Here is a 17695-nt window from a genome sequence, read left to right as displayed (position 1 = left end):
ATGAAGTGGCAACACATGCTGGCGTCGATGGCCACAAACGTGTGTCGATCACTTTCTTATTGTCAGAACCAATCCGGTCGAGGACCGAAAACTTTAAAAATTATCACAGCGTCAGCGACATTTGAGAACGAGTGCAGATCAACGTAACGGCAGGGCAGGTGGATCCTCGGAAATCCCCGACGGCATTGGCATAACGATACGACCGGGCTCGCTGTGTCCTTGGAACTCAAACCAATTGTCGGCCAGCTCCGGAAACGCAATGAGATCGATTCGCCACCGCAGCGGCAACCAGGCTTCCGTGTCTTGAGGCCATACAAGTTCCACTCGCTCAGCAACTCCCGTTTCTCGGTTCGCCCACAGGTCGATTTGGATCGGGGTCATGCCGCTGGAGACAGCGCGGACACCGGTAACATGTTGGCACCGAATCGATTCGCTCGGCTGACGAGGGTTTGAAATATCCTCGTCAGCCAAGAGTCTCAGATCGTAGTCCTCACTCATTCGAGTTAGCAATGTCCGCAGGTGCAACATCGGGGTCCCCAAGCCCTGTCCTTGCAATGCCGATGCGATCAAGTCCTCATCACCAGTGACAATGGGACCAACCCGGGGAACGATCCAACGAGAGTCCAGGTCGCCACCCACCCAGATTTCACCACCTGGCAACCAGCCTGGGTGCCAAACACAGAACTCGTCACGATTGTTCACGTAAAGTTTGGCCGTTACGTCACGTTCGCCCACAACCGGCCAGCGGTTTGTCATCTGCACACGGTATTCACGCGTTGGCAAATTAACTTCGATTGCTCGCAACACGGCGGCATAAGCGGAATGGGACCCCGACATTGAAATAACGGCGTACCCACAGACGATCAACACGCAAGCTGCGATCGCCAACCGGGCCCCCCACCGACTTGCAGATTGTAGCGGCGATTTGCGGAGTTCTACCGTTGCCGATGGATCCGTTTGGCCGTCGCGAATTTGTTCCATCAAACGATCGATGCGAGCGTCATCGGCTTCCGCGCCGGGGTCGTAGGCTTCCTGCAGCAATGATTCAATGAACTGATCATTCGCATCGGACAGTCGGTTTGGATCTCGCGTCATCGTTTTACTCTCGCCAAACAGGATGTTGGTTCAAACTACTCGGTCATCATTTTTTTATCGATGCAGGCTACTAACATTGCCTTGGCACGAACGAGTCGTTTCTTGACCGATTCGAGCGTCAAATCAATCTGCTTGCTTAGCTCGCTCGGTTTGACCCCTTTCATGAACCGCATCTCAATGCAGGTCCGGTAATGTTCCGGCAATGAGGCGACGCAATCGCGTAACGCTTGCAGTTTCTCGTCCAACGTGTCACCACGGAGCGACTGCAGGTTCTCGAATCGCGAATCGAGAAATTCAAGAGTCGATTCGTCAACCTGGACCGTGTACGACTGCTTGCGTCCGAATCCTAGAATCACTCGAGCGGCAATGCCTCGAAGCCAAGGGCCAAATGGTCGCGAACGATCAAACTCGTTAATCCGCCGCCAAGCGACTAACATCGTTTCCTGCCAGATGTCATCGGCCGACGCCGAATCACGAATCGCACAGCGAATGTACGCCATCAGCATCCGCGAGTTCTCACGCACAAGGATTTCAAACAAATCGTATGCATTGGGTTGCGACGAATTCATGAGATTTGGCGTGCATCCAAGTGAAGTCAAGGTCGTTTACGACGTAGGTTCTTCTTAGATATTGGCCGCAGGAATACGATCGAGGACATTTTTCTTAGGGAAAAGAACGAAATTCAGCGACAACCAGATCCGACGATTCTAACGATTCTGCTGGTTGACCTGACCGGGAGGAGTAAACGACGGCAGGAACCGCACTGGCATCTAAAGAAAAAATGATTTTGTGTCCTCGATCACCGGCAAGCAAGCAATTACCTATGTCGACCGATCATTCGGTTTCACATCGCTTCTCAACTACTCCGTTCGGACACAACCACGATGTTATCTCACTTTCGAAAACCAGTTGGTGCATCAACCTGCTTCTTTGCCAGCCTGATGGTATTTGTTGTCAACTTACCGCAACCCGTTATTGCGCAAACCCAACAGCAACTCCCCGTCACGTTACTATCGGCTCCCGCATTGGACGCCCTTGTTGCCAGCAACGCTTTCTACTCAGATCAGACCGTGGAACACATCCTGCAAGCGGCTCAAGATCCTTCACGGTTGCATCAAGCGGCTACAGGAAACCTCAACAGCGCACCTTCCGAGAGCATTCTCTACCTGACGAATTATCCAGATCTACTGCAGCAGTTGGACCAGCAACTTCCGCTCACAACAAGGTTAGGCATCGCCGCTCGAACTCAAATCCAGGACGTCTGGGCTGCCATCGATCGCGTCCGTGCCGGATTCCAGGCGGCTCAAGCAAATGGGACCATTCACTCCGCCTCAACCAATCCTTCGATCGCGTACGTACCTGTCGCAACGGCATATGTTTCACCAGCTTACGGGTATTACACCGCTGCACTTTGGGGAAAAGTTGCCGTCCACGAATTGCAGGAAGAATACCAACTGGTCGTGAACAGCCAAGCGTCCCAAGGTAACACGACCATCACCGGCATTGTTGGTGCTGGGGCAGTGAGCGGGCCAAACGGAAACACGGTCTATGGCGCTGGTGGTGCGGGAGCATCACTCACCAGCACAGCATCCGGCTATCAAGTTGAATCGGCTGCGGCCGGGGCCGTGGTCAATCCGGCGACTGGCGACTATGCCGCCGGAGCCCACACGGGATCGGGATCGACTCAGCAAAACGCGGACGGCACCATTGATTTCGACCGAAGTGGATCGACTTCAACGCAAAGCAGCTACGGCAGTTCATCCATTAGCCATCAGTCATCGGGGACCGCCGGTGGCGTGGGCAACAGCAGCTACAACGGCTCGACGGACGTTTCGTCGACTCATGGAAATGTCAGCACGACGACGGAAGCTGGCGATGGACAAGTCTCAACGACATTGACGACCGATCAGGGGAGCCAGACCTTCACCGGAGGAGATGGCTCTGTGGGCAGCGGTTCACAACCCCAAACGGAAAATAGCCGCGACGTACAAACCGCCTCGACCTCGCGATCCGAGAATCGCCCCTTCAGCCGCGAAGCAGGCGCAGCCTCCCGTGCCAATGGTAAGAATCAGCGAGGCAACAGCCAACGAGCGGGAGCCAGCGGATTCGCTCGGCCCACCGCATCCGTCCATTCCGGATCGCACGGAGGACAACTCAGCCGGTCGCAACGCTCTCAACTTGGTTCGTCGTCCCTGTCAGGCCGCAGCGGCAACAACATCAACCAAGGGGGACGCAGCAGTAGCGGTCGCAGCGGTGGCGGCCGAAGTCGCAGCGGCGGTGGTCGCCGATAGGCAGGCCCCGGTCGAACGACGCAAGCAAAAACCTTGCGTCCAACGATTCGATAACGGACTGCGACAGAAGGTCATCGACCGGCACGGCATTACCAGACACAGCGTACGCGGCGAAAATCATTGAAGCGGGATTCACCCCCGCCAAAAGGCCGGATGGCTCGCGACGTATCGCCAAGAATGAAAACTTCGGCAATTGCAAATCTGCAGGCTGGTGGATCGCTTGCAGACGAATAGGACGCAGGCATTCTCACAGCGGTAAGAAGAGTTGCTACAAAATCCGTTATTCCGCCGGGACTGGAGAAGCCACGCTGCCATCAATAGCTTCCGAATTGTCAGCCGCGGATAGCGATCCCGATGCATCCTCGCTGTTGAAATCGTCGGAAACGGGTGGAACATCAGTCGCCGCACCAGCGGATGCGGATTCCTTGGCCTGGCTATTGTGCATCGATTGCCCAAGTTTTTTGAGCTCAGCTAAGGTTGCTGCTTGCTGCGCATTCACCGCCTGTTGCTTCTTAGCCGCGGAATCGCACCCGACGCATAGCAAGGCCAACGAAACTGAAATCAGTAGTTTTTTGAACACGAACATGATCCCCGCAGCGAGTATTGGATTTACAAAAAACTTAACAACCTTAACGGCGCGGGAATATTTTCAGCTCAGCGGCCGGCAGACACTTGTCGCTGCCACCAGCCAACGGAAACCTAGACGACTCCAGCGAAGCCCAGGCCCCCGCCCCACGCCAATCGAAATCAACCATGCGATGATCTCGATTGGCTCATCCGTGTTCCGAACAAAAAGGGATTTTGCAAAACACATCATGCGAGGGAGAACGATAACGGGGCGGCCAGAAATCGCCTCCCCACTTTGCTGCGATTCAGAGATCGTCGGTCTTGGGCTTATTCCTCTTCGCCAGAACCGAAGACGTCTGCAACTTCGTCACGGGTATAGAACTGAACCCCAAGCAATTTACCACCATGAGATTCTGCGATTTTGGCGATTTTCTGGGAAGCCATGTCTAGTTCAAGCTCATTATTGCGTCCCACGACGAACACGCAGATTGCGAAATCTCCCTCCTCGTCCGCTTCGTCATAGTCATCTCGGTCACTAAAGCCCGCCTCCTGTAGTGCCGACGCAATCGACGTCGATGCATCAAGGCTCGGTGCAACGGCAAGAAACACCCAGGGCAACTCCGCGTTCTCCTCAAGCCCAACCTCGGTCATCCCCCGCAAACGCCATCCAGCATCCTCTGGCGCGAGCCAACCGAACAGTTCATCTTCATCGATCGCCTCGTAACACTCGACGCCAGCGTAGGTCAAACTACGCTCGTCAGCGATCGCTTGAACTTGCGCAGCAATCTGTTTTACGTCATCCGCGGTAAAGGCCGCGACTCGACTGAGAGTCAAAATCGGATCTCCGACGGTGACCTTGCCATCAACGATTTCTTCGACACTCCCTTGTACTTCGATCGTGAAGTCGGATTCCAAGTCTTGGGCGACCTGTTCTAAAGCGCCCTGATCTTTCGACCGCAGCACAAAGACCCAGTCCAGCTCGTCTTCGGGGTTATAATCGACGTCGGCGGCCATATGACCAAATAACGCATCGATGTCGAAATGAACATCGGGTTCTTCATCCATTGTTTCGTTCCAGCTTTGTGGTGTGTCATCATTCGCCGAACCTTGGTTTCAACCGGGTCCTCTTGAGGTAAGGTTAGTGTTTGAGTTCACCGTTTACCACCGGTTCCACCTCGAGGCGTCACAAAACGCCAACGATATCGCATTGCCCCTCCGGCCTTCTTCCTTCCGGATTGAAATTAAGCATCAGGGCGAGCATAGCCGAAGGTTGGTTCGGTCATCGGTGCCGCGAGGTGAACAGGACGACGAGCACCGGGCTGCGCCCTAAGTACGACTACGATTCATTGCCAAAACATCCGTCGTCCTCAGAACGACCGGGTCCTGCCTTCGTGCCCTCTTCGTACTTCGTGCTCGTGCTCATGCTCGTGCTCGTGCTCGTGCTCGTGCTCGTGCTCAGCGTCGCGGTACTCGTACTCGGCTCCGGCCTCACCAACGCTATCCGAGCTCAGCTCCTTGGCGACTGGCAAACGACGAAGCGACACCTTCGATCGAGAGGCGAGAAACGTCACGTCGATCATGATCGAAGGTTCGTTCGGTCAGCCGAGCGAGCAACACTGGAGCAACGAAACCGCCGATTCTCGGCTTAAACCACAGAGCTACAGAAAGGAAATCGAAAACTCACCCGCAGTGCTAAAACGACCAAGGCAGCAGGCTGCAATAGAAGGACTCATCCGTACATTTAGGTGAACAAAACAAGTCCCGGCGTGTCCTCTTATGGCAAACCCGCACAATCTTGTTCACCTTCCAAATGCCGCGGATTCGGGGCGGTCGGGCTGTCCGGAGCGGAAAAAAGGATCGGTGTGGCGGAGGAGCTGGGGATCTGAGTATTGGAGGGCTATCGTCTGTTCCCGCTTAATGTTAAATCGATAGCCCGCTTTGGCTGTAAGTCTCTTCAACGAAGACGAAACGCCGCGTGACCCGAGGCAGCTCCAGCGGAGCGGGACTCTCGGACATCGATGTGAACGACAACGCCGGTGAGGCGTTGCAATGCCGTTTGGAATCACCTTGTGAGGTTGGCTCGTTTTGACTGCTGTGAAGAATCTGTCGATACATTTCGCTAGTGAAATTCGCCGTACCGGCACGCTTGAATCCACTCCACAAAGATTGGTCGTGGAACTTTCACGCTGCTTGCATCTCGGGGGAGCCCCCGCGTACGAACTTGAACAGCGGATGGAACAGGTTTCTCAGCAGGTAGGGGTACCGGCTCATTTCTTTTCGACGCCGACATCTTTGTTTGTCACCTTTGATGATGACCAGGACTCCACACGGCTGATTCGGGTATCCCCAGTGGCAGTCAATCTGGCGATGCTGGCAGAACTATACGCACTGTATGACGACATCAGTGAAGGGCGACTGGGGGTGCAGGACGCATGGGATCGATTGCAGGTCATCAAACAGACTAACTACGAATATCCGTTGGTCCTTTCGGTGCTCGCTTACGGAATGGCAAGCGCTGGGGTGGGCGTCATTATTGGCGGAAGCCAAACGGTAGTGCTGGCGGCTGGATTGATCGGGCTGGTGATCGGTTGCTTGAGTCTATTTTGTGAATGGCGTCGGTTCCCTGAACATCTAAATAATGTTTTGGGAGGATTTGTTGCCACCGCCCTCGCCAGTCTGATTCAGTGGTTCTATCCCGCGGCAACGATCGAAACCACGCTGCTCGCTGGCCTCATTTTTTTGGTGCCCGGGCTGCAGTTCACCGTTAGCATCAATGAATTGGCGACACAGAACCTTGCGTCTGGAACCGCTCGAATGGCGGGAGCATTAACCACATTCCTAACGATCATTTTCGGAGTCGTTATGGGCTACGGAGTCGCCAAAACGTTTTTCGTAAATACTCCGGTCGATGCCTCCCCAGCCATGGGAGTCGGCTGGGGAATGCTTTTGCTTGTCCCGCTAGCAATCTCTTTTCGAATTTTGTTTCGAGCACGACGTCGCGACGGAATTTGGATGCTCCTTTCGATCTGTATCGCCTATGGAACCGTGGTCAGCGCGGATGTCTTTCTAGATCCGCCCGCGGCCGCATGGACCGCCGCTCTTGCGGTCGGCATTGCGAGCAACCTGTTTGCACGAGTAAAGAACCAGCCCGCTTCAATCATGCTGATGCCTGGCCTGTTGCTACTGGTTCCAGGAAGCATGGGATTTTCTGGCGTGTCAGCAATCATGATCCACGAAAATTTGTCTGGCGGAGTTCGCACGGTCGCAACGATGCTGCTGGTCGCCGTTTCGATTGTCGCCGGTTTATTGGTGGCCAATGTCATCATGCCGACGGAGAAGCAAATGAGGGGTTTGGCCGGAAGCGAGCCGTTGGTGGACCTTGAGGGGGAGGGTGGGAGTGGGGGGTGAAGGAGTGGGGGAGTGAAGGAGTGAAGGAGTGAAGGAGACAAGGAGACTCGGTTGAGTGGTTGAGGATCCTGATGGGGGTATTGCTCTGTTGTTCAAGGATCGGGATCGATTGGGGGAACAATCGTTTCCTTTAAGAGAGCTATCTTCTCGGGTGTCCAGCCTTCGGGATCGGTCACTCCGATCCACGCATCGATGTAACTGGCGGGACTGTAGTTGTGGCCGTGCCCAACCGGCACACTGGTCGAAATCGCAAGGTCAAAGGCGACTTGCAGATAGGTTACCAGCGGGTACCACTGCAATTGAGGCGAAACATCGGGGCCACGCGGTTCATTCAGCCACGCGGGGGGACGCCATGCCAAGTCATGGGAAAACCAAACCATCGGATCGCTGGCATACTGGATGTAGACGTTCCGCATCGCTCCCCAAGGTTTATCGATCTGCAAGTGGTTTTCTTGAGCGGTAAAGCGGATGATCCTTTGTTGGCGATAAGTCGGCATCCACTCTGGAGTCCCTGGATTGCGATCGTGGACAATCTTCTTCCATTGTTGGCTCGGAAATGGAGGCCCGCTCCAGACGGCTCCATGTATCGGATCTTCAAAGATCGTCAGCAAGTCGGCAGCATCTTCGGACCCCAGTGATCCAAGGCTTAGCCCTTGCAAATAGAGCTTAGGACGTCCGTTTTTAGGAAGCCCTTTCCAGTAGTCGTAGACCGTCGTGAAAAGGGCTCTTGCGGAACGTTTGGAACGATCGGGATCGATCAAAATCGTGATCCAGCTGGGCAGGTAGGAATACTGAATGCTTACCGTGGCGGTATCCCCATTGTGCAAGTACTCGACCGTATCGACGGCCCCTGGATCCAGCCAACCGGTTCCCGTCGGGGTTGCGACAATCAGAATGGACCGGTCAAACCCACCGACGCGAATCAACTCTTGAAGTGCCAGCTTGGCTTGCGATACTTCGTCGTCGATCGTCTCCATTCCGACGTAGACTCGCACTGGCTCCAGGCTTGTCTCCCCGGTGACCGCTTCGATACTTTCCGCAGTCGGCCCACCGGCGATAAATGTCTTTCCCTTGCGGCCGATCATATCCCAAGGGACGAGGGAATCCGGGCTGCCACAGACAAGAGATCGCTCGGGACGTTCGATCCCTTCGTCGATCATCTGGTCCGCTTGCAGAAAAAAGTTGTCCGCCAGATTCAGTGCACCATCGGTGACGACCCCGTTTGCCACGAAAATGGTGACCAAGAAAACGATAAAGGTACTGATTCCCGTTGCGATCCGGCGAGGAACGAAACGCCGAAGTTTTGCGGACAGATAACGATTGCAGCGAAGCAGGAATCTGGCCAACAAAACCAAGCCCCAAGACCACAGGATGGCGATGGTGAAAAAGGTGATTGGATAGGCCGATTCGACGGGAGGCATATCCATCCGCTCACGAATTGAATTTTGCCAATCCGAGGTGCTCCAAACAAAATAGAACGCGATGATTCCGACCATCACGGTCGAGACCCGCTTTCCCCAGAGCTTGGTTTTATCCGAAACAATAGGCAACTGCAGGAATCGCCAAGTCAGTACGAGGAGGACTCCGATTCCATACCCAATGGCAAGGACAAACCCCGAGAGAATCCCTTGCACGACCGGAGGACGAGGAAGCAAAGACGGCGAAACCGAGCCAGCAAACAAAAGAGTCGCCACCACCAATCCGACGTAGGAAAATGATCGAGAGTATTCGTGCAACCATTTTTTCACGGGGGAAGACTCCAGACGAGTATTTTTGATGCGGGTAAGGTATTGGCCGTTCAGACGATTCATTAGCGTAGCGGCGTCCGCCCAATGCCAACGACTTTCTTAGCAGAACGGTAAGAAAACTGTCCGTATGATCCCAAATTAGGGGATGTTTGCCAGCCACCACCGCCCTACCGGCAGGTTAGTGATTTCAATTCTTGCTGTCACGACCATCGGACAAGAAAAGGGTCCCAAGTTTCCCGTCCTGGCATCTTTAGTGCCCGTTCCCGCCCCTCACACGATGTCTCGTGTAGAATCGGGGATTCGAGAAACCAACGAAACGATGAGCCACAGGTTCTTGTTTCTTTTTAATCCCCCATGTTTCACGTTAGGGTTCTGTGATGTGCCGCCTTTTGTACTGCTGGATTGTCTTGATCAGTTGGTCGTGCCTGACGGCAAATTCAACAAATGCAGCGGATGTGCTGCTGGAAGCGGAGGCATTTGAGAACCAAGGGGGCTGGAAACTGGACACTCAGTTTATCCAGACCATGGGGTCTCCCTACCTCTTGGCTCACGGGCTTGGGCAACCGGTCGACGATGCGTCCACCACTTTCAGCGTACCAGAAGATGGCGAGTACCACGTTTTCACCAGGACCTATGACTGGGTCGCACGCTGGGAAGCGAGCGGGGCACCGGGGAAATTTCAAGTTCAAATCGACGGGAAAGCTCTGGAACCAACCTTTGGAACCAGCGGAGCCGATTGGATGTGGCAGCCCGGTGGCAAGGTAAAACTGGCTGCTGGCGAACACAAAATTGCGTTGCACGACCTGACCGGTTTTGATGGACGCTGCGATGCGATCTACCTAAGCACCGATGCAACCCCGCCCTCGAACGATGCCGAAGTCATGTCCTCCTGGCGGCGCGAGCGTCTGGGACTGACGGGCGATACGATTGAATCCCGGTCCTATGACCTAGTGGTCGTCGGCGGTGGTTACGCCGGAACGGCCGCCGCATTGTCGGCAGCAAGAATGGGCTGCAAGGTTGCCTTGATTCAAGACCGAAGCGTGCTGGGCGGAAACGGATCGAGCGAAGTTCGAGTCTGGGCCATGGGACTGATTCGGCGAGGCAACTATCCACGGATCGGCGAAATCGTCGAAGAGTTTTGTGACCATGCGACCAAATCACCAGGCCGAGCGGAAGAGTTCGTTGACGACCTAAAAGAAGAAAAGGTTCGAGCCGAAAAGAACATCGACCTATTCCTCAATCACCACGCTTACGCGGCAGAGACGGTCGAAGGGATTATCAAGTCGGTCGATGCCTTTGACGTTCGCAGCGGACAAATCCGTCGCTTCTCCGCCCCCTTGTTTGCAGACTGCACAGGGCATGGCTGGCTGGGTGAATGGGCCAACGCCGATTACGACGTCACCCCCGAAGGCCGGATGGGGATGAGCAACATGTGGGTTTGGGCAGAACAAGAGGAACCGCAAACCTTCCCGCAAACCCCGTGGGCCCTCCAGCTGTCGATGCAGGATTTCCCTTACCCTCGCGATCACCATGGACAATGGTTCTGGGAAAGTGGATTTGATAAAAACCCGATCGGAGGCGCCGAAGCAATTCGCGACTGGAATCTACGCGCCGTCTATGGCGCGTTTAATGCGATGAAAAACGGCGATGGAGCCGAGCGGCATCCGAACGCGACATTGGCCTGGGTGGCATACATTGGCGGCCCACGTGAAAGCCGACGACTGATGGGAGACATTGTCCTCACCCAGGATCACGTTGTTGAAAAACACGAATTTAGCGACGGATGTGTGCCCAGTACCTGGTCGATCGATTTGCATTACCCAAAGGAACAGTACTCCAAAAAATTCCCCGAAAACCCTTTCATCAGCTACGCGGTCCACGACCGACGTGTGGACCGTTCTTACGGTTACCCCGTTCCCTATCGCTGTTTCTATTCCAGAAACGTTTCCAACCTGTTCATGGCTGGGCGTAACGTTAGTGTGACGCACGAAGCACTGGGAACCGTGCGAGTGATGAAGACTTGCGGAATGATGGGAGAAGTCGTGGGCAAAGCCGCGTCGATCTGCATCGACCACACCTGTCGGCCTCGTGATGTCTACGAGAGTTACTGGAGCGAAATGGACGACCTGCTGAAACTGCCCGGTGTCGCGCGCCGCGAAACCGTTTCCTCCGAAATGGTCATTCCCGACGACGTCCAACCATCCGCCGGGCCGCGTGGTCCGATGGAGGGAGTGAACCCCAACAAGCTGAAAGGTATCGTCGTCGATGACGAAGCTGCCGAGAAACGTGGAACATGGACCGTTGGCACCGGGCTGAAAGGGTTCATCGCCCACGGTTATCGGTACGCAGGGAATGATTCCAATTCCTCGATCCGGTTCACCGCAGCGATCCCCGAGGACGGAAAGTACGACGTGATCGTGCTTCATTGCCCCCACCCCAATCGTGGCACCACGGTCCCCGTCACCTGGTCCGTCGATGAGGCTCAGCAGGGGACCAAAAGAATCGACATGCAGGGCGAGACGACTGCGGAGCATTCCGAGTCGAAAGTGGCCTCACTGCAACTGAAGAAAGGCCAGAAAGTTTCGGTCACACTCAGCACGGACGGAGCCGGCGGGACAGTCCACGCCGACGCGATCCGTGTTGTAAAGCAATAGCAGCAACCGCTGTTTAAAACGGGCGAACCAGATCGAGAAGCCGTCGCATTTCCGCGACGGCTTCTCGCATTCCTACCATGACGGCTCGAGAAACGATCGAGTGGCCGATGTTCAGCTCGATAACATCTGGCAACGCGGCGACCGGCCGAACATTGACGTAATTCAAGCCGTGCCCCGCGTGGAAACGCATGCCAGCCTGAACGGCCAGTTCGCTGGACTTGGCCAATCGCTGAAGCTCGACCTCGCGAGTCTTGTGGCCTGCGTTCGCATAAGGCCCCGTGTGCAGTTCAACGGCATCGACACCTAAGGCCGCCGCCGCTTCGACCTGAGCAACATCGGGATCCAAGAACAGGCTGACCAGAATCCCCTGTTCACGCAGCTGGTCAATCGCGCGGGCGATCCGTCCGTTGTCGGTCGTCAGATCCAGGCCCCCTTCGGTGGTCACTTCATCGCGGCCTTCCGGAACCAGCAGCGCCCAAGTTGGCTTAGCCTTACAAGCGATCTTTACCGTTGCTTCATCACACGCGATTTCCAGATTGGTTTTTACCGTGACAGTCTGCATCAAAACTTCGACATCGCGCTCTTGAATGTGACGACGGTCTTCGCGCAAGTGAAACGTAATGCCGTCGGCACCACCTTGCTCCGCGAGCGCCGCGGCAATCACGGGATCGGGTTCGAAAGTTCGGCGTGCCTGGCGGACGGTTGCCACATGGTCAATATTGACCCCCAATTCAATCATGGAGGAGGACTCCTTAGCAAACGGCTAGTAAAGGGAATAGAAGAATTAAGTGAAATGGGTTTCGGGGTATGATAGCCGACAAGCACACAACGAGAGACTAGCCTGGATACTGGATCCGTCGTTTGAGCGGTACCCCCGCTCGCATCCAGCACGATTGCAGAAACGGAACCTGAATAGCAAGTTCCAGGCAAACAACCGAATTCAGTGATTCCCCTGCGTTAAACCATTTGCCTTAGGCGGTGAAAAGCGTCCAGCAATCGATCCGCAGCTTCATCAGTCTGCTGTTCGGTGGTTGGACGTCCAATCCCAAATCGCAGGCTTGAGCGGGCTTGCGATTCGTTGCAGCCGATTGCCATCAGGACGTGGCTGGGGGCAGGGTCGACGGAACTGCAGGCCGAACCGCTTGAGCAGGCGACCGTCGGCACCGTCGTCATCAGCGCTTCGCCTTCAACACGTGGAAACATGACGTTTAGGTTTCCGTGTAAACGCCGGAGCACCGAATCGGTTGGAGAGATAGAGGTATTGGCGTCGGCGATGGATGGTCCATTTAGAACCAATTCAGGGATTCCGCTTTTCAGCCGATCCCATAGGCGTTGCCGCAAACCAGCGATTCGCAAGGTCGCGGTATCCATTTCTTCAACCGCCCATTTCAATGCCTCGCCCATGCCCACGATCCCGGGCACGTTAAGGGTTCCGCTTCGCAAGCCTCGCTGCTGACCGCCGCCTTCAATCTGAGGACGGATGCGAACACGTCGGCCGGTTTGCCGGATGTACAACAAGCCTACCCCCTTGGGGCCATAAAATTTGTGAGCCGACGCACTCAGCAGGTCGACATCTAAATCCACGACCGAAACCGGGATGCGGCCAACAGCTTGAGTCGCATCGCAGTGGAGCAGGGCACCGACTTGATGACATTTCTCCGCGACCCGTCGCAGCGGCTGAATGGTTCCGATTTCGTTGTTCGCCAGCATGACCGAGACCACGGCCGTCTGGTCATCGATCGCGTTCAGAATTGCCTCTTCATCAACCTGTCCGACGTTCGGGTCCGATTGCGGGTAGGGGGCAATCCGTTCGACCACAAAACCGTCTGCTTCCAGCCGCCGAATCGGATCGAGGACCGCGGGATGTTCAGTTACAGCCGTAACAATTTTGCGTCGCTTTTGGCGAGGGTGCTGGCATACGCCCAGCAAAGCCAAAGAATTGCTTTCGGTCGCTCCACTGGTAAAAACCAGTTCCGTGGCTTGCGCTGCCAATGCTTGAGCAATCGTTTCGGCTGCAGAATGGACGGCGTCCGCGGCACTCTGCCCAAATCGATGTTGGCTGGATGCGTTTCCGTAATCCTCTAGAAGCATCCGCTGCACCACCGCTGCGACGCGTCGATCGCAGGGAGTGGTTGCATGATGATCCAGATAGATCAAGTCATTCATTGCTAAACCTTAAACAGGTGATCCAGGCAAAGTTGCGACCAGGTCTCCAGGCGATCCTTCTCGGCTCGCAATTGCGAGAGCGAAACGAAACCGGTGTCGCAAATGTCATCTTCGTTTGGATGGACATCAGGGGTTTGCAGTACAAATCGATGGACCACGCCTACGTGGACTTCGCCAACTTCGGTCGAAGGATCATAGATCAAACCGACGCAGGTTTCTTCAAAAGTCGATTCGATTCGAACCTCTTCCGTCAGTTCGCGTTCCATCCCGGTCCGGTAGGGTTCACTGCCACCGGCAGCATCTTCGGCGGAGATATGTCCGCCGATGCCGACGCTTCGTTTCGCGTGCAGTCGTGATTCCCCTTGGCCCGATCCTCGCGTGTAGGCAAATAGATGCGGTTCCCCCGCAGCGTCCGTCCACTGCAGTACGACATAGGGGATCAACTGTTTGAAAGAGGGGTCTTTCTCCATCGCCCCGCGAGGGCGGAAAGAGAGTTCGTCGCTGGCCAGGATCGGTTTTAGATAACGGTCCACATCGGGCTGGAATCCGGTAAAGGGGCCGATGGAATCAATGGTGGCCGCAGGGATAACCAGGATCTGTTCTTCGGTGACTGGAGACATCGATTTTAAGCTATTGAAAAGGAATGGTTGGAGAGCATCCGCAGGGACATCGGATTTACAAAATCAACATCGCATCACCATAGCTGAAGAAACGATATTCGTTATCGATCGCTTCCTGATAGGCTTTCATGATCCGTTCGCGACCAGCCAGTGCGCTGACAAGGACCAACAGTGAACTTCGCGGCAGATGAAAGTTAGTCAGCAGGCCGTCGATCGCTTTAAACGAATATCCCGGCGTGATGAACAGGTTGCAAGGACCGCTCCACTCCGCCAAGGTGCCATCTTCGGCGGCTGCAGATTCAACGGTTCGCACGCTGGTTGTCCCCACCGCGATTCGTTTGCCGCCGCGGGCGGGCGTGTCGTTGATCGTTTTTGCTGCGGAAGCGGACAGGCTAGCCCACTCGGTGTGCATTTCATGGTCTTCCAGCTGATCAACCGAAATCGGCCGGAAGGTCCCGATTCCAACATGCAAAGTCACCTCCGCACGCCGAACCCCTTTTTTATCAAGGGCGTTCAAAAGCGGTTGAGTGAAATGCAGGCCCGCGGTCGGAGCGGCGACCGATCCATCATGCTGAGCATAAACCGTCTGATAGGCCTGAACATCGGCGTCGACCATTCGGCCATCGCGGATATAGGGTGGAATCGGAACCCACCCAAATTGGTGAAGCAATTCGGAGGTGGGGGTTTCGGAAAGAGGTTTGACCAGCAGGTTCCCGGTTTCAGTCCGAGCGATGACTTGCAATTCAACACCAGGCAGGGCTTTACGATCCTGCAGAGTGATCGATTCCCCAATTTGCAAACGCCCTCGAGTCTTGCTAAGGACTTCCCAGATTCCGGTTTCAGGATCACTGCGGAGGTAAAGCCCCTGCCAGCGGCCTTCGGTGCGGGTGCGATGTCCCAGCAAGCGGGCAGGAACGACGCGGCTGTTGTTCAGGATCAACGTATCTTCGTGAGCCAAGATTTCCGGAAGATCACGGATATAGCAGTGTTCGACCGAATCGGACTGGCGATCCAAGACCATCAGGCGAGCGTCACTACGGACCGCGGCCGGTTCCTGAGCAATCCGCTCGCGAGGCAGGTCGTAATCGTAACTGGCAATCAGGTGATCGTTCATGCAAATCGGTCAACGTGGGGCTACAGAGGGGCGCTCCTACTGGCGCCTCGTCAATCGTCCGAATGGTCCCTGGATGGGATTTTAAAGCGATCCTAAGCCAGGGAATTCAAACTACCGGCAGCCTATCCCAGATCTAACGAATTGACGACCCAGGGAATTGATATTCGCGGGTTAGAAAACCATGACGCGAAGCGTGCTGGACAGCACTGGTTGTCCCTCGCTGACGGGCTCACATGCTGGCGAAGAAGTTCCGGCGTACGGGCTTGCCCCCAATGCCATCGACTCTTTTAGCGGAACGGCGCGAACCGTCCTGCAATCGCATAAAAAACACAAAGAATTTTCCGGCCGGCTCACGTCGGTCGGCAAAAAAATCCGCCCGCAGATGTCAAAGCAGCTGGAATTTGGCTTGCCCCGGCGGAAACATACGGGGACGATCTTGCCCGTCCGTATGCTCGCATAACCGAGGCCCTCTGGCCGCCCCGGCTCGCGTTCTGCGGGTTGTAGACCGAACCTAGCGAGTTCCTTCACGCCGCATGGTCAATGTCCGTTCGACTATTTTGCCTCTGAAAAAATTCATTGGCATCAGCGAATTTGCGTCCAATGGAACTCGAATCGAAACGGTCACGTCTTCGGTGGTTCGATCGATGACAGGTGGGGTAATGCTAACCACAGCCGTTTCGACTCCTACCGTTTCCAAAATGTCTCTAGCCTGTTGCTGTGCTTCGGCGCTGGTTCCGCCCGGGATAATCCCCTTGCGGGCGGCTTCATAGACTGCGTTGTCGACGGTGTGCCGAATCATGGCGACCCGGCAGAATTCAAACGCGGTAAACAAAAACACAAACGCGATCGTGACCACGAATACGAATTCGACCGCGACGACGCCGCATCGGCCAGCACGGGTCTGACAACCGCCACGGCTGCATCGTCTTTTTCGTTGTACGTACATGGGAGGCTCGATGTTATTCGGTGATCATTGTGCTGAGGGTTAACGCGATCTCGCGATAGATCGCACGCAATTCGTCGCCATCGGCAGCGTGGTAGTGTCGCCCCCGTCCAATGGTTGCGACTTCGCGCATCCGGACCTGGTCCGCGCCGGCACCAAAGGTGATCGTATGAATGAAAACCCCATCAGCGGCTAGGCGGGTGGCGACCGTTCGTGGTTCGGCACCGGTGTTGTGCTGGCCGTCGGTCATCACGATCATGGTTCGTTCGACGAAGTCTTCGGATCGCCCGTTGGTCAAAATCGATTCTCCGGCAGCCATCCCGCTTGAAATACTGGTGGTACCTCCGACCGGCATTACGTCCATTGCCGCCGCGATTTGACTTAGATCGCTGGTCAGTTCGACATCCGCGGTGGCACGGTTGCTGTACGACGCCAACCCGACCTCTTCTTCGACCGGGGTCGCGTCCAGGGTTTCAATGAAGATGTCCAGGGCGTCTCTTAAGTCTCTAAATTTTTGACCTCGCATCGATCCGCTGCGGTCGACAACCAAAGCCACATCGCGTTCGATGTAGGTAGCCGTCGCATTGTGCCCAAGTTCAAAGATGTCTCGATTGAGAATGGCTCCGAAGATCAACGGGATGGCTCCGGAAGCAGAGCCTTCCGTCCTCTCGCCACGTACGCGCACGCTATTTTGCGGTCGCCCGGAGGTCGTAAAGGTGAAGCGATTGGTATCGGCATCCGCTTCGGATCGACCGAATTGGAAATCACCACGACGGAGTAGCAGCGGACTGCCATTGACCAAATTATCCGAGGCAATTTCCTGCCCTCGAGCTACGGCGGCATTCACATCCTGCGTTCGCGAGAGCGCTTCGGCGGCCGCTTTTGCTGCCGCGTCGGTTGAAGTCCGTAATTCCGTACGGGCCAAATGAATCCTAGCGATGTCAATTGCCAAAGCAGCGGAGACCATAAAAATGACCATCGCAAAGGCTAACAGAACAAGCATCGAACCATCGCGACGCGGGGTCGCACGGGGACCGGAGTGGCGGTTTCTTGGCGTTCGATTGGTCCGTGGTTGTAACTTCATGATCG

Annotated in this window: 14 protein-coding genes; 3 read left to right on the top strand and 11 right to left on the bottom strand. The window is 55.4% G+C overall.

Features of this window, described 5'->3' with window-relative positions:
* Positions 1-138 precede the first annotated feature (138 nt).
* Positions 139-1095 carry a hypothetical protein gene (locus FF011L_RS03570; protein WP_145350190.1) on the bottom strand — a complete coding sequence of 319 codons (957 nt, stop codon included), beginning with the start codon at positions 1093-1095 and terminating at the stop codon, positions 139-141.
* 35 nt (positions 1096-1130) lie between these two features.
* Positions 1131-1664 carry a sigma-70 family RNA polymerase sigma factor gene (locus tag FF011L_RS03565; protein WP_145350188.1) on the bottom strand — a complete coding sequence of 178 codons (534 nt, stop codon included), beginning with the start codon at positions 1662-1664 and terminating at the stop codon, positions 1131-1133.
* Positions 1665-1979: 315 nt separating this feature from the next.
* Here FF011L_RS03565 and FF011L_RS03560 point away from each other — a divergent pair, with 315 nt between their 5' ends.
* Positions 1980-3386, top strand: a complete 1407-nt coding sequence (locus tag FF011L_RS03560) for a DUF3300 domain-containing protein (RefSeq protein WP_145350186.1) — start codon at positions 1980-1982, stop codon at positions 3384-3386.
* A gap of 280 nt (positions 3387-3666) precedes the next feature.
* Here FF011L_RS03560 and FF011L_RS03555 read toward each other — a convergent pair whose 3' ends face one another.
* Both FF011L_RS03555 and FF011L_RS03550 read right to left on the bottom strand, forming a co-directional pair.
* Entirely contained in the window at positions 3667-3966 is a 300-nt protein-coding gene (locus FF011L_RS03555) for a hypothetical protein (RefSeq protein ID WP_145350184.1), read from the bottom strand.
* Positions 3967-4280: 314 nt separating this feature from the next.
* Positions 4281-5018, bottom strand: a complete 738-nt coding sequence (locus FF011L_RS03550; RefSeq protein WP_145350182.1) for a ribonuclease E inhibitor RraB — start codon at positions 5016-5018, stop codon at positions 4281-4283.
* Positions 5019-6047: 1029 nt separating this feature from the next.
* Here FF011L_RS03550 and FF011L_RS03540 point away from each other — a divergent pair.
* Positions 6048-7361, top strand: coding sequence for a threonine/serine exporter family protein (locus FF011L_RS03540; RefSeq protein ID WP_246109957.1), 1314 nt, complete (start codon positions 6048-6050; stop codon positions 7359-7361).
* Positions 7362-7453: 92 nt separating this feature from the next.
* On the opposite strand, the gene FF011L_RS03535 is transcribed toward FF011L_RS03540, so the two are convergent.
* Positions 7454-9109 (bottom strand): alpha/beta hydrolase, encoded by a 1656-nt coding sequence (locus tag FF011L_RS03535; RefSeq protein WP_246109707.1) that lies wholly within the window; start codon positions 9107-9109, stop codon positions 7454-7456.
* A 377-nt stretch (positions 9110-9486) separates the two neighbouring features.
* Here FF011L_RS03535 and FF011L_RS03530 point away from each other — a divergent pair, with 377 nt between their 5' ends.
* Complete coding sequence (locus FF011L_RS03530) at positions 9487-11763, top strand: FAD-dependent oxidoreductase (protein WP_145350177.1); 2277 nt, start codon at positions 9487-9489, stop codon at positions 11761-11763.
* 13 nt (positions 11764-11776) lie between these two features.
* Here FF011L_RS03530 and FF011L_RS03525 read toward each other — a convergent pair whose 3' ends face one another.
* The 6 genes from FF011L_RS03525 to FF011L_RS03500 all read right to left on the bottom strand — a co-directional run bounded on the left by FF011L_RS03525 (position 11777) and on the right by FF011L_RS03500 (position 17690).
* On the bottom strand, positions 11777-12502 hold the full coding sequence (locus FF011L_RS03525) for a pyridoxine 5'-phosphate synthase (protein ID WP_145350176.1): 726 nt from the start codon (positions 12500-12502) through the stop codon (positions 11777-11779).
* A 218-nt stretch (positions 12503-12720) separates the two neighbouring features.
* Entirely contained in the window at positions 12721-13929 is a 1209-nt protein-coding gene (locus FF011L_RS03520; protein WP_246109706.1) for a cysteine desulfurase family protein, read from the bottom strand.
* Positions 13930-13931: 2 nt separating this feature from the next.
* Positions 13932-14549 carry a phosphoesterase gene (locus tag FF011L_RS03515; protein WP_145350175.1) on the bottom strand — a complete coding sequence of 206 codons (618 nt, stop codon included), beginning with the start codon at positions 14547-14549 and terminating at the stop codon, positions 13932-13934.
* Between the two features lie 55 nt (positions 14550-14604).
* On the bottom strand, positions 14605-15663 hold the full coding sequence (queA, locus tag FF011L_RS03510) for a tRNA preQ1(34) S-adenosylmethionine ribosyltransferase-isomerase QueA (RefSeq protein WP_145350174.1): 1059 nt from the start codon (positions 15661-15663) through the stop codon (positions 14605-14607).
* Between the two features lie 511 nt (positions 15664-16174).
* Positions 16175-16609, bottom strand: coding sequence for a TadE family protein (locus tag FF011L_RS03505; RefSeq protein WP_145350173.1), 435 nt, complete (start codon positions 16607-16609; stop codon positions 16175-16177).
* A gap of 13 nt (positions 16610-16622) precedes the next feature.
* On the bottom strand, positions 16623-17690 hold the full coding sequence (locus tag FF011L_RS03500; RefSeq protein ID WP_246109705.1) for a vWA domain-containing protein: 1068 nt from the start codon (positions 17688-17690) through the stop codon (positions 16623-16625).
* Between the last annotated feature and the right edge of the window lie 5 nt (positions 17691-17695).

Source organism: Roseimaritima multifibrata, from assembly GCF_007741495.1.
GTDB lineage: Bacteria > Planctomycetota > Planctomycetia > Pirellulales > Pirellulaceae > Roseimaritima > Roseimaritima multifibrata.
The sequence above is the reverse complement of the archived record's forward strand: the minus strand, read 5'-3'. Positions and strand labels throughout refer to the sequence as shown.

What these genes read in the sequence shown, in the direction of transcription:
- queA (WP_145350174.1), bottom strand. Translation starts at nt 15,663, where the DNA reads ATGAACGATCACCTGATTGCCAGTTACGATTACGACCTGCCTCGCGAG.
- FF011L_RS03500 (WP_246109705.1), bottom strand. Translation starts at nt 17,690, where the DNA reads ATGAAGTTACAACCACGGACCAATCGAACGCCAAGAAACCGCCACTCC.
- FF011L_RS03525 (WP_145350176.1), bottom strand. Translation starts at nt 12,502, where the DNA reads ATGATTGAATTGGGGGTCAATATTGACCATGTGGCAACCGTCCGCCAG.
- FF011L_RS03515 (WP_145350175.1), bottom strand. Translation starts at nt 14,549, where the DNA reads ATGTCTCCAGTCACCGAAGAACAGATCCTGGTTATCCCTGCGGCCACC.
- FF011L_RS03565 (WP_145350188.1), bottom strand. Translation starts at nt 1,664, where the DNA reads ATGAATTCGTCGCAACCCAATGCATACGATTTGTTTGAAATCCTTGTG.
- FF011L_RS03505 (WP_145350173.1), bottom strand. Translation starts at nt 16,609, where the DNA reads ATGTACGTACAACGAAAAAGACGATGCAGCCGTGGCGGTTGTCAGACC.
- FF011L_RS03520 (WP_246109706.1), bottom strand. Translation starts at nt 13,929, where the DNA reads ATGAATGACTTGATCTATCTGGATCATCATGCAACCACTCCCTGCGAT.
- FF011L_RS03530 (WP_145350177.1), top strand. Translation starts at nt 9,487, where the DNA reads ATGTGCCGCCTTTTGTACTGCTGGATTGTCTTGATCAGTTGGTCGTGC.
- FF011L_RS03560 (WP_145350186.1), top strand. Translation starts at nt 1,980, where the DNA reads ATGTTATCTCACTTTCGAAAACCAGTTGGTGCATCAACCTGCTTCTTT.
- FF011L_RS03550 (WP_145350182.1), bottom strand. Translation starts at nt 5,018, where the DNA reads ATGGATGAAGAACCCGATGTTCATTTCGACATCGATGCGTTATTTGGT.
- FF011L_RS03570 (WP_145350190.1), bottom strand. Translation starts at nt 1,095, where the DNA reads ATGACGCGAGATCCAAACCGACTGTCCGATGCGAATGATCAGTTCATT.